The 14440-nt window shown below is 67.4% G+C and carries 19 protein-coding genes; 3 read left to right on the forward strand and 16 right to left on the reverse strand.

What is annotated here, in order from left to right; genetic code table 11:
- Positions 1-41 precede the first annotated feature (41 nt).
- Both tsf and rpsB read right to left on the reverse strand, forming a co-directional pair.
- A complete protein-coding gene (gene tsf / locus LC438_RS10095; RefSeq protein WP_223586472.1) occupies positions 42-869 on the reverse strand; it encodes a translation elongation factor Ts in 828 nt (275 codons plus the stop codon).
- A gap of 50 nt (positions 870-919) precedes the next feature.
- Complete coding sequence (gene rpsB, locus LC438_RS10100; protein ID WP_223586473.1) at positions 920-1831, reverse strand: 30S ribosomal protein S2; 912 nt, start codon at positions 1829-1831, stop codon at positions 920-922.
- A 914-nt stretch (positions 1832-2745) separates the two neighbouring features.
- On the opposite strand from rpsB, the gene LC438_RS18775 reads away from it, so the two are divergent.
- Positions 2746-3126 carry a murein hydrolase activator EnvC gene (locus tag LC438_RS18775; RefSeq protein WP_223586474.1) on the forward strand — a complete coding sequence of 127 codons (381 nt, stop codon included), beginning with the start codon at positions 2746-2748 and terminating at the stop codon, positions 3124-3126.
- A 69-nt stretch (positions 3127-3195) separates the two neighbouring features.
- Here the strand turns inward: LC438_RS18775 and LC438_RS10110 are convergent, their stop codons facing one another.
- The 9 genes from LC438_RS10110 to LC438_RS10150 all read right to left on the reverse strand — a co-directional run bounded on the left by LC438_RS10110 (position 3196) and on the right by LC438_RS10150 (position 10401).
- Positions 3196-4098: a tyrosine-type recombinase/integrase gene (locus LC438_RS10110; RefSeq protein WP_223586475.1), complete on the reverse strand. Its 903-nt coding sequence runs from the start codon at positions 4096-4098 to the stop codon at positions 3196-3198.
- 239 nt (positions 4099-4337) lie between these two features.
- A complete protein-coding gene (gene dprA / locus LC438_RS10115) occupies positions 4338-5513 on the reverse strand; it encodes a DNA-processing protein DprA (RefSeq protein ID WP_223586476.1) in 1176 nt (391 codons plus the stop codon).
- Positions 5513-7042, reverse strand: coding sequence for a YifB family Mg chelatase-like AAA ATPase (locus tag LC438_RS10120; RefSeq protein ID WP_105673362.1), 1530 nt, complete (start codon positions 7040-7042; stop codon positions 5513-5515). The genes dprA and LC438_RS10120 overlap by 1 nt, the downstream gene beginning before the upstream one ends.
- On the reverse strand, positions 7039-7401 hold the full coding sequence (locus LC438_RS10125) for a YraN family protein (protein WP_105673361.1): 363 nt from the start codon (positions 7399-7401) through the stop codon (positions 7039-7041). Before LC438_RS10125 ends, LC438_RS10120 begins: the two co-directional genes overlap by 4 nt.
- A gap of 99 nt (positions 7402-7500) precedes the next feature.
- Positions 7501-7827, reverse strand: a complete 327-nt coding sequence (locus LC438_RS10130) for a DUF2469 family protein (protein ID WP_017204525.1) — start codon at positions 7825-7827, stop codon at positions 7501-7503.
- A 61-nt stretch (positions 7828-7888) separates the two neighbouring features.
- Positions 7889-8548: a ribonuclease HII gene (locus LC438_RS10135; RefSeq protein ID WP_105673360.1), complete on the reverse strand. Its 660-nt coding sequence runs from the start codon at positions 8546-8548 to the stop codon at positions 7889-7891.
- The gene (lepB, locus tag LC438_RS10140; protein WP_105673359.1) at positions 8545-9279 is read right to left on the reverse strand and encodes a signal peptidase I; all 735 of its coding nucleotides are present in this window, start codon (positions 9277-9279) and stop codon (positions 8545-8547) included. Before lepB ends, LC438_RS10135 begins: the two co-directional genes overlap by 4 nt.
- A gap of 118 nt (positions 9280-9397) precedes the next feature.
- Entirely contained in the window at positions 9398-9745 is a 348-nt protein-coding gene (gene rplS / locus LC438_RS10145) for a 50S ribosomal protein L19 (protein WP_105673383.1), read from the reverse strand.
- 167 nt (positions 9746-9912) lie between these two features.
- The gene (locus tag LC438_RS10150; protein WP_105673382.1) at positions 9913-10401 is read right to left on the reverse strand and encodes an MFS transporter permease; all 489 of its coding nucleotides are present in this window, start codon (positions 10399-10401) and stop codon (positions 9913-9915) included.
- A 109-nt stretch (positions 10402-10510) separates the two neighbouring features.
- On the opposite strand from LC438_RS10150, the gene map reads away from it, so the two are divergent.
- Entirely contained in the window at positions 10511-11293 is a 783-nt protein-coding gene (gene map, locus LC438_RS10155; protein WP_105673358.1) for a type I methionyl aminopeptidase, read from the forward strand.
- A gap of 78 nt (positions 11294-11371) precedes the next feature.
- On the opposite strand, the gene LC438_RS10160 is transcribed toward map, so the two are convergent.
- Positions 11372-11662, reverse strand: a complete 291-nt coding sequence (locus tag LC438_RS10160; protein ID WP_223586477.1) for a hypothetical protein — start codon at positions 11660-11662, stop codon at positions 11372-11374.
- Positions 11663-11737: 75 nt separating this feature from the next.
- Between LC438_RS10160 and LC438_RS10165 the strand changes: the two genes are divergently transcribed.
- Entirely contained in the window at positions 11738-12331 is a 594-nt protein-coding gene (locus LC438_RS10165) for a histidine phosphatase family protein (protein WP_223586478.1), read from the forward strand.
- Here the strand turns inward: LC438_RS10165 and trmD are convergent.
- From trmD to rpsP, 4 genes are read right to left on the reverse strand one after another with little or no spacing between them, the layout of a single operon-like run.
- A complete protein-coding gene (gene trmD, locus LC438_RS10170; RefSeq protein ID WP_105673380.1) occupies positions 12328-13023 on the reverse strand; it encodes a tRNA (guanosine(37)-N1)-methyltransferase TrmD in 696 nt (231 codons plus the stop codon). The genes LC438_RS10165 and trmD overlap by 4 nt on opposite strands.
- Before the next feature lie 11 nt (positions 13024-13034).
- The gene (rimM, locus tag LC438_RS10175) at positions 13035-13646 is read right to left on the reverse strand and encodes a ribosome maturation factor RimM (protein WP_223586479.1); all 612 of its coding nucleotides are present in this window, start codon (positions 13644-13646) and stop codon (positions 13035-13037) included.
- Positions 13630-13860, reverse strand: coding sequence for an RNA-binding protein (locus tag LC438_RS10180; protein WP_105673355.1), 231 nt, complete (start codon positions 13858-13860; stop codon positions 13630-13632). The genes rimM and LC438_RS10180 overlap by 17 nt, the downstream gene beginning before the upstream one ends.
- 5 nt (positions 13861-13865) lie before the next feature.
- A complete protein-coding gene (gene rpsP, locus LC438_RS10185) occupies positions 13866-14303 on the reverse strand; it encodes a 30S ribosomal protein S16 (RefSeq protein WP_105673354.1) in 438 nt (145 codons plus the stop codon).
- Between the last annotated feature and the right edge of the window lie 137 nt (positions 14304-14440).

The following is a 14440-nucleotide window of genomic DNA, read 5'->3' on the forward strand; positions in this document are numbered from 1 at the left end:
AAGGGGTTCGGATCGAGACGATCCGAACCCCTTCGACGGTGCTACGCGCCGACCTTGAAGCGCGCGAAGTCCGTCACGGTGATACCGGCGTCCTTCGCCACCTGGGCGACAGAGAGCTTGTTGTCCTTCGCGTAGTCCTGCTCGAGCAGGGCGACCTGCTTGATGAACGCGGACACACGGCCTTCGACGATCTTCGGCAGAGCCGCCTCGGGCTTGCCCTCGTTGCGGGAGATCTCGGTGACGATCTCACGCTCCTTCTCGACGGCGTCGGCCGGGACGTCCTCACGGGAGAGGTACGACGGGTTGGCGAACGAGATGTGCTGCGCGATGCTGCGAGCGGTCTCCGCGTCGTCACCCGAGTAGGCGACGACGACGCCGATCTGCGGCGGCAGGTCCTTGCTCGTGCGGTGCAGGTAGACCTCGACCTTGTCGCCCGAGATGGTGCGGACGCGACGGAGCTCGACCTTCTCGCCGATGATCGCAGCCTCTTCCGAGATGATCGTCTCGACGTTCTTCTCGCCGGCCTGAGCGGCCAGGGCCGCCTCGACCGAGTCCGCCTTGACAGCGGCAGCAGCGTCGGCGACCTTGTCGGCGAGAGCGATGAAACGCTCGTTCTTCGCGACGAAGTCGGTCTCGCAGGCGAGCTCGATGAGCGTCACAGCGCCATCCTGCTCGCGGGCGACGATGAGGCCCTCGCTGGTGGAGCGGTCGGCGCGCTTCGCGTTGCCCTTGGCACCCTTCAGGCGCAGGATCTCGGTGGCCTTCTCGACGTCTCCGTCAGCCTCCTCGAGCGCCTTCTTGGTGTCGACCATTCCCGTTCCGAGCTGCTCACGCAGCGCCTTGAGGTCGGCGATGGTGAAGTTGGCCATGTGTGGTGGCTCCTTGCTTCGTAGGTGTGTGTGCGTGGTGTTCGCGTGGATTACTTGGAGTCTGCTGCCTCGGCGGCGGCGACCTCTGCGGTCTCTTCGCCGGACTCGACCGCGACGGCCTCGTCGTGCGCCTCGGCGCCGGCCTCGTCGGCTGCGGCGACCGCGGGGGCCTCGACGAGCTCGGCGGCGTCAGCCGGAGTCTCCTCGGCCGGGGTCTCGAGAAGCTCGCGCTCCCAGTCCGCGAGCGGCTCGGCGTCGCCGGTCTCCGGGTTGTGCTTCTGCTGGAGACCCTCGGCGGCTGCATCCGCGATGATGCGGGTGAGCAGCGAGACGGAGCGGATCGCGTCGTCGTTGCCGGGGATCGGGTACTGGAAGTCGTCCGGGTCCGCGTTGGTGTCGAGGATGCCGATCACCGGGATGCCGAGCTTCTTGGCCTCGTCGATGGCGAGGTGCTCGCGCTTGGCGTCGACGACCCAGAGGGCGGACGGCGTCTTGGTGAGGTTGCGGATACCGCCGAGCGACTTGTGCAGCTTGTCGAGCTCGCGCTTCTTGAGGAGGAGCTCCTTCTTCGTGAAGCCCGAAGCGGCCGGGTTCTCGTAGTCGAGTTCCTCGAGCTCCTTCATGCGAGCGAGACGCTTCGCGATGGTGGAGAAGTTGGTGAGGAGTCCACCGAGCCAGCGCTGGTTGACGTAGGGCTGGCCGACGCGGGTGGCCTGCTCTGCGAGGATCTCCTGCGCCTGCTTCTTGGTGCCGACGAAGAGGATGGTGCCGCCGTGAGCGACGGTCTCCTTGACGAAGTCGTACGCCTTGTCGATGTAGCCCAGCGACTGCTGCAGGTCGATGATGTGGATACCGCTGCGCTCGGTGAGGATGAAGCGCTTCACCTTCGGGTTCCACCGGCGGGTCTGGTGTCCGAAGTGCACGCCGCTGTCGAGCAGCTGGCGGATGGTGACCACAGCCATGGTCGTCTCCTTGTTCTGGCGCGGTTCTGCGCCGTTGAGGTTATCGCCGATCGGATGATCGGACTGCCTGGTGCCCGACACACGCCCGCCACCTCTTGCGAGATGGACCTGTGGGAGTGGATGCCACGACCTCCGCAGAAATGCAGTGGTCGCTCAGGGCACGCGTAGTCACCTCGATTTCGAGGTGCCCCTTCAGCATACAGGATGCCGTCGCCTCCACTCCTCCTTCACGACGGCAGACCCGATGCCACTTCTCCCCCGCTTCCGTCCGGTACGCGATCTGCATCGCAGCGTCTCTGTCCGTGCGGGGCAGTATGACGCTCATGCGCACCCTGGAACGCCTCGGCACCAGCATTCTCCTCATCGCCCTGCTCCTGCTCTCGCACATGCCTGCGGACGACGCGCTCGCGTCAGCGGACCGAGCGATCACGCCCGCGCACGGCGTCTTCACGCCGGTCAGCGGGTCCCTCCTGTCTGCCAGTGGAACGGTCTCGCCCGGGAGCGGGATCCTCACGACAGGGAACACCGTCCTCAGGTCCATGAGCGGGGTCCTCACACCTACAGTCCAAGCCGTCGTGTCTGCTAGCGGGGTCCCCACACCTACAGTCCAAGCCGTCGTGTCTGCTAGCGGGGTCGTCGCACCTACAGCCCAAGCCGTCGCGTCTGTAAGCGGGGCCCGCACACCTGCAAGCCAAGCCGTCGCGTCTGCGAGCGAGACCCTCACACCTGCAGGCCAAACCGTCGCGTCTGCAAGCGGTGCCCTCACACCTGCAAGCCAAGCCGTCACGTCAGCGAGCGAGACCCTCACACCTGCAGGCCAAACCGTCGCGTCTGCGAGCGGGGCCTTCGTTTCAGCAGGGGATCCGGACGGCGACTATCCGCGGTGGGCGTGGCCGCTGGACGGGGCGCACGAGGTGACCGCTCCCTATCGCGCCCCCGCGCATGAGTACGGCCCTGGCCACCGGGGTATCGATCTGGCTTCCGCGCCCGGCTCCGTCGTTCACGCACCGGCAGACGGCGTCGTGGCGTTCCGCGGGATCGTCGTCGACCGTGCTCTGCTCACGATCGAGCATCCCGGCGGTTACGTGTCGACCTTCGAGCCGCTGACGTCAGACCTGTCCCCCGGAGACGTTGTGTCGGCCGGGCAGCCGATCGGGACCGTCGCGATCGGCGGGCACGCGGTCGCAGGCACACTGCACCTCGGAGTTCGGCTCGGCGGCGCCTACATCAATCCGATGCTTCTCTTCGGAGACGTGCCCAGGGCGGTGCTGCTTCCGTGCTGCGCCCCGCTCTAGGCCGGGGTGGCCCGCCGCACGCGGTCGAGATTGCGTCGGAGAAAGGCAGCCGCTCACGTGCTGGCGTGGTCACGCACGGGGATGCGCCAGACGATAAGTCGCCGTCAGACGCTCGGCCGACACATGGGTGTAGATCTGCGTCGTGCCGAGACTGGCGTGCCCGAGGATCTCCTGCACCGCGCGGAGGTCCGCTCCCCCGTCGAGCAGGTGAGTGGCGGCCGTGTGCCTGAGTGCGTGCGGCCCCACGGTCTCCGCCCCGACGAACGGGGCGAGCGCGTCGGCGACCAGCGAGTACACGGCTCGGGGTCCGACGCGAGCCCCACGAGCCCCGAGGAACACCGCGGGCGTTGTGGTCTCGGCTCGTGCACGGAGCGACGGACGCGCTCGGGTGAGGTAGCCGGCGACCGCGATACGCGCCGGCACCCCGAACGGAACCACTCTCTCCTTCGCACCCTTTCCGAGAACACGGGCGGTGCCGCGGTCGAGATCGAGATCGTCGATGTCGAGCCCGCACAGTTCTGAGACGCGGATTCCGGCTCCGTACAGGAGCTCCAGGATCGCGTGGTCTCGCAGGGCGATCGGATCGCCGTCGACCGCCGCGGCCTGTTTCGTTTCGAGAAGTTCGCGCATCGCGTCCTGAGAGGCCACCGTCGGCAGCGTTCGCCCACGCTTTGGCGCGACGAGGCGAAGGCTCGGATCGTGATCGATGAGTTCCTGCTCGAGCGCCCACGCGAAGAACGAACGGGCTGCCGCCGCGCGCCGTGCGAGCGTCGATCGCGCATCGCCTCTCTGCGTGGCTTTCCAGAGCCAGTCGCGCAGCACCTCGAGATCGACCGCCGCGAGATCGGCGCCGTCGAACGAGCCATCGAGGTCACGCAGGTCCGACCGATAGGCGCGCACCGTCGCCGGCGACAGCCGCCGCACCTGCTGCAGATGCTCGGTGAACGTCTCCGCCGCCGCCGCGAACTCCATGGCTACAGCTTGCCCCGCCCTACATCCAACACCGCTCAGCCTCGCCGCTTCAGCCCCATGCTCACCATGGCTCACCCGCGCCGCTTCAGCCCCATGCTCACCCCCGCCGCTTCAGCCTCATGCTCACCACGGCTCAGCCTCGCCGCTTCAGCGTGATGCTGACAGATGTGCCGTCGACGCTGTCAGAGATGAGGCGCTCTCGAGATCACGCCGCGCACATCGCTGCGATCGGAGGCCTCCTATCCCCGGTCGCGTGTCGATATGCGCCGCCATCCGTTGTCTCTGCGGTCGACCACGGACTCGACTTCGAGAAGGCCGAGCAGGGCCGTGACCTTGTCGGGCGCCAGACCGCTCCGTCGCGCGAGCTCCTGCGTCGAGGCGCGCGAGCGCGTCGGCAGGGCGTCGAGCAGCCTCGTCAGTTCAGGGTCGGTGACATTCGCACTCTGGTCGCGAACGGGCTCACCCCACAGTTCTCGGATCTCCGCTGTCGTCGTGACGCAGCGCGCGTCGTGCTCGCGAAGCAGACGATGGCAGCCCGCTGACGCCGCGGAGGTGACCGGCCCGGGGACCGCACCGAGCGGACGTCCGAGGGACGCCGCGTGCCCGGCCGTGTTGAGCGAGCCACTTCTCCACCCCGCCTCGATGACCACTGTGGCCCGGCCGAGCGCCGCGATCAGCCTGTTCCTGCTCAGGAATCTCCACTTGGACGGCGCCGTACCGCAGGGAACCTCGCTGACCACCGCGCCGCTCCTGGCGATCGCCCCCAACAACTCCTGATGTCCCTGCGGATAGGCCCGATCCACGCCACCTGCCAGCAGCGCAACGGTCGCCCCGCCGACACCGAGCGCTGCCCGATGCGCCGCTCCGTCAATTCCGTACGCGCCGCCCGAGACGATCACGACTCCGCTCGCTGCGAGATCCCCTGCGAACTCCGACGCGAGCAACTCTCCATAGGTGCTCGATGCCCTGGCGCCGACGATCGACACACGAGGCGACGCAGTGAGGACGGCAGCATCCCCTCGCACCCACAGCATCGTCGGTGCATGGTGCCCGAGGTCATCGAGGGACTCAGGCCAGAGGCCGTCGCCGGGGAGGAGCAGGGTCGCCGCGACGTGCTCCGCGTCAGTCACGGCGCTGCGGACGGCGTCTACAGAGGCACGAGGACGCCATCTGCCGAGTGCGTCTCTGAGCGCGCGCGACCGCCCCTGGTACGCGAGGGAGCCCCCGTCGTCGGCGAAGGCGAATCGGAGCGCCTCCTCTGCACCCAGTTCCGCGATCAGAGCTCCGGCGACGGCATCGCCCGGTTCGACGAGGACATTCCACGCGACACGGGCCGCGACCTCCGCTATGTCATCGTCGGGGCGCGCCCGCCGAAGGGCCTTCACGAGCGCCTCGTCCTGACGCAGAGCATCCATCACGACGTGCTGCCTCTCTTGAGCACCAGCGCACGCCCGACCTCGTCGAGCCCTGGTCGCTCGCGGCCCTCGAGGTCTGCCATGGTCCAGGCGAGCCGCAGGACGCGATCGTACCCTCGAAGTGTCAGGGCGCCGCGTTCGAGAGCGCGCTCCAACGGCACCCGTGCAGCCTGATCGATCCGCTGCGATGTCTGGCGGAGCCAGGTTCCGGGAACATCGCCGTTTAGACGCCATGGCGTGCCCTTCAGCCGAGCGGCCGCCCGCTCCCTTCCTTCGACGACACGCTGCTGCGCCTCCGCCGACGACAGCGCGGATCGCCCAACGGACACCGCCCGCGAGGTTGCGACGCGCGCCACGCGCAAATCGATGTCGATCCTGTCCCGGAGGGGACCGGAGAGTCGCGTCGCATACCGTCGAATGGCCATGGACGGGCACACGCATTCCGCCCCTCGCACACCGTAGTTGCCGCAGGGGCAGGGATTCATCGCGAGGAGCAGTTGGAACCGCGCGGGGAAGTGAGCGGTGAAGCCGGCGCGGTGCACGTCGATCTTCCCTGACTCCAGCGGCTGCCTCAACGCATCCAGCGCGACTCTGGAGAACTCCGCCGCCTCGTCGAGGAACAGCACCCCGCGGTGCGCACGGACGATCGCCCCCGGGCGCACAGCACGAGACCCTCCGCCCACGAGCGCGGTGACCGATGCGCTGTGGTGCGGTGCCTCCAGCGGAGCTCTGTGGTCGAGCACTGCGACGGAGCCGCCGGTCAGAGACCTGATCGATGCGACCTCCAATGCCTCGCCCTCCGTCAACCTCGGGAGTATCCCCGGCAGTCTTCGGGCGAGCATCGTCTTTCCCGCGCCGGGAGGACCGCTCAACAGCATGTGGTGGCCTCCAGTGGCCGCGACGATGAGCGCGGTCACCGCTTCGTCCTGGCCCACCACGTCCGCCAGATCACCGTGAGCCTCGGGGTCGACGGGAGGGGCCGCGGCGGGCACGGGATCGACCTCCGGAACCACCACATCTGCTCCGTGCCAGACGGCGACCTCCGCCAGCGAGCGAGCGGCACGCACATCGATGCCCGGCACGAGACGGGCTTCGTCGGCATTCGCATGAGGGACGATCACCTGGTCGAAGCCGGCGCGTGCCGCCGCGAACACGGCGGGCAGCACCCCTGGCACCGGTCTCACTCGACCATCCAGGCCGAGTTCGCCGATGTGCACCGTGCGGGAGATCGACCTCTGCTGCACCGCTCCCCCTGCAGCCAGCGCCGATACGGCGATCGCCAGGTCGAATCCCGATCCGTGCTTGGGAAGACTCGCGGGTGACAGATTCACGGTGAGTCGTCGGCGCGGAAGGTCGAGCTCCGCGTTCTTGCACGCATTGTGGACGCGCTGGACCGCCTCACCCAGGGCCTTGTCGGGGAGGCCGATGATCTTGAACTCCGGCGTCTGATTCGAGAGGTCTGCCTCGACCTCGACCAGATGCCCGTCGACCCCCGACAACGCGACCGCCCAGGTCCGCGCCGTCGTCATGACAGATCCTTCAGGTGTTCGAGCTGTCCGGCATCCGGATCGGGTCCGATCACGCCGATCGCGTCGAGCCGGATCTTCCTTCCCCGAACCTGATCGGAGTGCCGCTCCATCCAGGCATGTGCGAGCTGCCAGAGCCTACGTCGTTTTCGTGCGTCTATCGCCTCGAACGGATGGCCGAACGCCGTCGACCGACGGGTCTTGACCTCGACGATCGCGAGCACCTGGCCCTGCGCGGCGACGATGTCGATCTCGCCCTGCGGACATCGCCAGTTCCGGTCGAGTATCTCGTACCCGTGGTCGATCAGATAGCGGGTCGCCCGCTCTTCCCCCGCTGCGCCGAGGTCGTCTTTCGCTGCCATGTCGACAGCCTGCCGATCCGCCTCAGGAGGAGCGCGAGCGCGCTCTCACCATTCCGCGAATCGGTGGACAACTCGCCGAGGATCGCCTCTTGGGGACGGCTACTCGCCGTCGAGGGAGAGCTCCTGCGGAAGCTCGAACTCCCGACGCTGCAGCTCTTCGACGTTGACGTCCTTGAACGTGAGGACGCGCACGGCCTTCACGAAGCGATCAGCGCGGTAGATGTCCCACACCCAGACATCGCTCATCGAGATCTCGAAGTAGAAGTCGTGCTCGGTGTCACGACGGACGACGTTCACCTCGTTCGCCAGGTAGAACCGGCGCTCCGTCTCGACGACGTACTGGAACTGGGAGACGACGTCCCGGTACTCGCGGAACAGCGCCAGCTCGAGTTCGCGGTCGTAGTCGTCGAATGCTTCCTCATCCATGATGTGTCCATCCTAGAGTCGCGCGCACCACCGCGCGGCACGGAGCCGCTCAGAACGCGGATCAGAACAGCGTGGGAGCGTCCGTGATCGCCCACGATGCACGGTGATGAGGAGACAGTCCCCGTGCGCGGATCGCATCGCGATGCTCGGGGCTGGCATAGCCCTTGTTCCTGTCCCATTGGTAGTCAGGATGCGAGAGATGCAGCTCGGCCATGTGCGTGTCTCTCGCGACCTTCGCGATCACCGATGCCGCCGACACCGATGCGCAGTCGCGGTCGGCCTTCACCTGGGAGCGCACGCGGAGCGGCACCGGGTGCACCCGAGAGACGTAGTCATGGTTCCCGTCGAGCAGCACGAGAGCGCTCTCGATAGCGACGCCCTGATCCACCACGCTTTGCACCGCTCGTGACGCCGCGAGCCCCAGCGCCCTCATGATCCCGACCTCGTCGATCTCCGCCGCACTGGCCCAGCCGACACCGGATGCACGCACCCAGGCCGCGGCGCGCGCTGCGACGTCCGGACGACGCTTCTCGGTGACGAGCTTCGAATCACGCAGGCCTTCGGGAACGCGACGACGTGCACCAGCGGCATCCATCACGGCCGCTCCGACAGCGACCGGTCCCGCGAGCGCGCCCCTGCCCACCTCGTCGAGCGAGATGATCAGCTCGCACTCGCTCAGGAGCTTCCGTTCGAGGGTGAGCTTGGGCGCGACGACGGTCATTCCGGATCCGGTACGCCGTTGAAGGTGTCGTGGTGGCCGTCGATCGTCCCGAAGCGGTTCAGGGGCCAGGTCGTGAGGAACGCCTTGCCCACGACGTTCGCGAGAGGCACGAAGCCTCCGCTCGGGAGATCCTGATGCTCACGGGAATCGCGCGAGCGATCGCGGTTGTCTCCCAGCAGCCAGAGGGAATCCTTCGGAACCACCACGTCGAAGGGCGCGTTGGACGCGGCTGTGTCCCCCTGCGGGAGGTTCAGGTAGGAGAGCTCGTCGATGGGGGTGCCGTTGATCGTGATCTGGCCGAGCGCGTTGCAGCACACGACGTGATCGCCGGGGAGCCCGATGATCCTCTTGACCAGATGATCCTGCGAGTCGGTCGCGGAGATGCCGACGAGGTTGAGAACCCAGTCCACCGCCTGCACGAGCGGCGGCGCCGCCGGGGTCTGCGGCTGCGGGTCGAGCCAGCCGCCCGGGTCTTTGAACACCACGACGTCACCGCGCTCGTATCCCGTCCAATGCGGGGTGAGCTCGTCGACCAGGATGCGGTCGTTGACCATGAGCGTCTGCTCCATGGACGCCGACGGGATGTAGAAGGAGCGCACGACGAAGGTCTTCACGACGAAGGACACCAGCGCGGCGATCAGCACGATCACCAGGACGTCGCGCAGGAAGATGAGGAACCCGCGGCGCCGCTTGACGGGTGGCGTGGACGCGGTGGCGGGCTCAGTCGTCATCAAGGTTCCTTCACAGTCTCGCACCGCTCTGAGACGGCACTACCAAGGGTCGCACATCCGGCGCAAAACACAGCACCCCGGAACATCGTGTCCCGGGGTGCTGTGGAGAACCTGCGCGTCAGTTGTCGCGCTTCTCCTTGATCTTCGCCTTCTTGCCGCGCAGCTGGCGGAGGTAGTAGAGCTTCGCGCGACGCACGTCACCGCGGGTGACGACCTCGATGTGGTCGATCACCGGGGAGTGCACCGGGAAGGTGCGCTCGACGCCCACCTGGAAGCTGATCTTGCGGACCGTGAAGGTCTCGCGCACGCCGTCGCCCTGGCGGCCGATGACGACGCCCTTGAAGACCTGGACGCGAGAGCGGGTGCCCTCGGTGATGTTCACGTGGACGTTGACGGTGTCGCCGGGGTTGAAGACCGGGATGTCGGAACGGAGCGAAGCCGCATCGACGGCGTCGAGGATCTGCATGATCGTCTCTTTCTGCACTCGCCTCAGGTCGGTTGCATGTTTTCAAAGGAACAAGAACGGATGTGCATCGTACGGCGCTTGCGCGTCCGCGGGCTCCCCTGAGGCAGAACCGGTCACGGCACAAACATCCATTCTGCCATGGATGCGTGCCGCGGCCAAAACGAGGATCAGTCGCGGGGGTCGGTCTCCCGCACGACGATGACCTCGTGCACGGTGGTCTGCGGCGCGGGCTCGTCCGGCGCGGGAACCGTCGACCACGAGATGGTCTCCCGGAGACGGGCGCCGCTGCCCTTCGCCTCGCTCCACAGCTGCCACAGCTGGAGCCAGACGAGCGCGATGCCCACGATGATGGCGCCGGCCAGCAACCAGCCGAATGCGCCCTCGATGAAGCAGCCGACCGCGATGGTGAGCGCATGCCAGAGCGTGAAACCGGCGACGTCCCACCAGGACACCGCCCGCTCGATGCGGACCGATGGGCGGGAGCGCGTGAGCAGCGTGAGGAGCAGCTGCCCGACGAAGACCGAGGGCACCGCGATGAACAGCACCCAGAGCATCCCCCACCCCGCGTGGAAGACGATCCCCCCGATGACCAGCCAGAGCGGGAGCAGGAAGGCAGCCGGAAGCAGCCACCGGAAGAACGCCTGACGCAACCACATGCTCAGATCGTACGACGCGCGGCCCACCCTCACCCCGGTGTTCGCTGTGAGCGCGCGGATCTCCGCGGCCGCCGCATCAGGGAGAATGGAGTGGACGAGAGGACACCCCATGATCGAACTGCGCACCCCTGCCGAGATCGACGAGATGCGCGCAGCCGGGCGATTCGTCGCCGAGACCCTGGCGACCCTGCGCGACGAGACGAAGGTCGGCACGAACCTCCTCTCGATCGACCGTCGCGCACACGACATGATCCGCAAGGCCGGCGCCGAGTCCTGCTACATCGACTACCACCCCTCGTTCGGAGCGAGTCCGTTCGGCAAGGTCATCTGCACCTCGGTGAACGACGCGGTCCTGCACGGACTCCCCCACGACTACACGATTCGCGACGGGGACCTCGTGTCGCTCGACTTCGCCGTGTCCGTGGACGGCTGGGTCGCCGATTCGGCGGTGTCTTTCGTCGTCGGCACACCGCGCGACGAGGACCTCCGCCTCATCGAGACCACGGAGCGCGCGCTGGACGCGGCGATCCAGGCCGCTGTCGTCGGCAACCGCATCGGCGACATCTCTGCGGCCATCGCCGCCGTGTCACACGGCGAGGGCTACTCGATCAACACCGATTTCGGCGGTCACGGGGTCGGACGCATCATGCACGGCGACCCGCATGTACCCAACGACGGGCGAGCCGGTCGTGGCTTCCCGCTGCGCGCGGGACTCGTGTTCGCACTGGAGCCGTGGCTGCTCGCCACCACGGACGAGCTGATCACGGACCCCGACGGCTGGACGCTGCGCAGCGTCGACGGCTCTCGGGGTTCGCACTCGGAGCACACCGTCGCGGTCACCGAGGACGGTCCGATCATCCTCACCGACCGCTCCTTCCTCGGCGTCGACTGACTCAGCCGCCGAGTCGCGTCGGCTTCCACGACGCGGCGGCCCCCCACACGCCGTCGTTCGGGCGAAGAGAACAGTCACTCAGGCGCGACGGTACAGGTACACGTCCGTGAGATGCGGCAGATCGAGTTCCGCGCGCCCTGCGGTGTCGACATGCTCATCGAGCACACGATGGACGTCGGCCAGCATCTCCGCGCGTCGCGGCTCATCGGCGACGAGGAAACTGCTCACCGTGGTCCATCGACCGATGTAGTCGTCCCGTGAGATGACCTCCCGCCAGGTGAGCTCCTCGTGGCGGACGAAGCGGAATCCGGGAAGTTCCTCCGCGGCGGCGCGCGTGGTGTCGTCTGACGCACCGACGGCCGGGTGCACGATTCGATGGCACGAACGGTCCCAGGCGCAGCGCAGGGCGCGCCCGGATCGACGCGGCTGTGCCATATTGAGTGCATGATTCCCCAGGACCGTCACGTGCCCGACCGCGTGTACCTGGTGCGCCACGGGCAGACGATCTGGAATCTCGAGCACCGCCTCCAGGGGCAGCTCGACTCCCCTCTCACCGACGACGGCGTGCGTCAGGCCGCGTCCACGGCCCTGCGAGTCAGCGCTGTCGGCATCACGACGATCTGCAGCAGTCCTCTCGGCAGAGCCGTGCACACGGCGGGCATCATCGCCGATGTCCTCGGAGCGCGCGTCGTGGAGATCGACGAACTCGCGGAGCTGCACCACGGCGAGATGGCGGGGATGACGTGGGACGAGATAGACCTCGCATTCCCGACCGCCCGTGAGGAGCGCGCCGAGAACCGCTACGGCTGGGCGTTCCCCGGCGGCGAGAGCTACGCGCAGGTCCGTGCGCGGGCTCGTCGCGCTCTCTCGGCATGCGGGTGGGCTGCTGAGGGTGCACCGCTGATCGTGAGTCACGAGATGATCGGACGGATGCTGCGTGCGGAGCTGCGCGGGCTGGATTCCTCGACGGCCCTGGGTCTCCGGCATCCGCCCGGCGTGGTCTTCGAGATCGACCGCGGTGCGGAGAGGATGCTCTAGTCGTCCTGCTCCGACAGGAGGTCGGGTCGGCGTCGAGCGGTGCGCTCGAGCTGCTGCTCGCGGCGCCAGGTCGCGATCGCCGCATGGTTGCCGCTGAGCAGCACGTCCGGCACAGCGCGATCGCGCCACATGGACGGCTTCGTATAGGAGGGGTACTCGAGCAGGCCGTCCTCGTGGGACTCCTCGACGAGGCTCTCGGGGTTGCCGACCACTCCGGGGATCAGTCGACCGATCGCCTCGATCATCGCCATCGTGGCGACCTCTCCGCCGTTGAGGACGTAGTCACCGAGGCTGATGAGGCGCACCTCGCCGACGGTGTCCGCGTACTCGAAGACGCGCTCGTCGATGCCCTCGTAGCGTCCGCACCCGAAGATCAGGTGCTCGCGCGTCGCGAGATCCCTCGCAGTCGCCTGGGTGAAGACCTCGCCCGCCGGGGACGGGAAGATGATCGTCGGCCGTTCGGATGCCGTGGCGAGCTCGTCGAGTGCGACGCCCCAGGGCTCGGGCTTCATCACCATCCCGGCGCCGCCGCCATACGGTGTGTCATCGACGGTGCGGTGACGGTCGTACGTCCAGTCGCGGAGGTCTCGGACGTTCAGATCGAGGATACCGGCGTCCTGCGCCTTGCCGAGAAGCGACAGCGTGAGCCCGTCGAAGTACGACGGGAAGATGGAGAGGACGTCGATGCGCACGGCGGCTGCGATCACTCGGCCGCGTCTGCGGCGGCGTCCTCTTCCGAACCTGCGGCATCCGGCAGCTCCTCGAAGAGGCCGGCAGGAGGGGTCACGATGACCTTGCCTGCCGCCACATCGACGGTCGGCACGATGGCCTCGACGAACGGGACCATGATCTCCTGGTCGCCGGCCTTGACGATCAGCAGGTCCTGCGCGGGGAAGTGCTCGATGCGAGCGACCTTTCCGACGACGACGTCATCGCGGACGACATCGAGGCCCACAAGCTGCTGGTCGAACCAGGCGTTCTCCTCGACCTCGGTCGTGTCCTGGTCGATCCAGAGGATCGCACGGACGAGTCCTTCGGCGGCGGACCGGTCCTCGACATCGTCGAGGAACACGACGGGGTTGCCGTTCATCACGCGGTACTCGCGGACGGTGACGGTCTTGCCGTGCCACGGAGATGCCTCTGGCACCTGCAACGTGAACTCGGCTCCCGTGACGAATCGACGCTCGGGATTGTCGGTGTACAGCTCCAGCTTGAGCGCGCCCTTCAGGCCGTGGGCCTTGACGAGGCGGCCGACGCGAAGCTGGTTCTTGCCCAGATTGCGGTCCTTCTGCACCACGTCAGTCGTCCGCGACATCGACACGGACACGACGCCCGTCCGCCAGAGCGGAGATGAGGGTGCGAAGTGCCTTCGCGGTGCGGCCGCCGCGCCCGATCACGCGTCCACGGTCGTCGGGATGCACACGCACCTCGAGCAGATCGCCTCGCGGCGAGGTGGATGCGGTGATGTGCACATCTTCGGGGTGATCGACGATCCCCTTGACGATGTGTTCGAGCGCGGCGGCGAGCACGACGATTACTCTGCGTCGGCGGCGGGGGCCTCAGCGGCCTCCGCGTCGGCCTCGACGGCGGCGGGAGCCTCCGCAGCGGGAGCCTCCTTCTTCTCCGCCTTCGGCTTCACGACGGACTTCTTGGACGCGTCGATCTCGAACGCGGCCTTGGGCTCGGCGACCCGGAGGGTGGACTTCGCGTCCTTGTCGCCCTTGAACTTGCCCCAGTCGCCCGTGATCTTGAGAAGGGCGGTGACCTGCTCGGTCGGCTGAGCGCCGACGGAGAGCCAGTACTGGGCACGCTCGGAGTCGACCTCGATGAACGAGGGCTCCTCGGTGGGGTGGTACTTGCCGATCTCCTCGATCACGCGACCGTCGCGCTTGGTGCGCGAGTCGGCGACGACGATGCGGTAGTAGGGCGCACGGATCTTGCCCAGGCGCTTGAGACGAATCTTGACAGCCACGATTCTCCTGAATTGTGTGGAAGGAAACGAACCGATCGCCTGGAGAGTGGGGTGCACACCCGGCGGAAGCTCTGAAAGGGTGGATGAGTGCTGGATAGAGGGTCGAGCACGTCGTCCAAACCTCTATTCTGCCAGAT

Origin of the sequence: Microbacterium sp. OVT16B, from assembly GCF_019969705.1 — a bacterium.
GTDB classification, from domain to species: Bacteria; Actinomycetota; Actinomycetes; order Actinomycetales; family Microbacteriaceae; genus Microbacterium; species Microbacterium natoriense.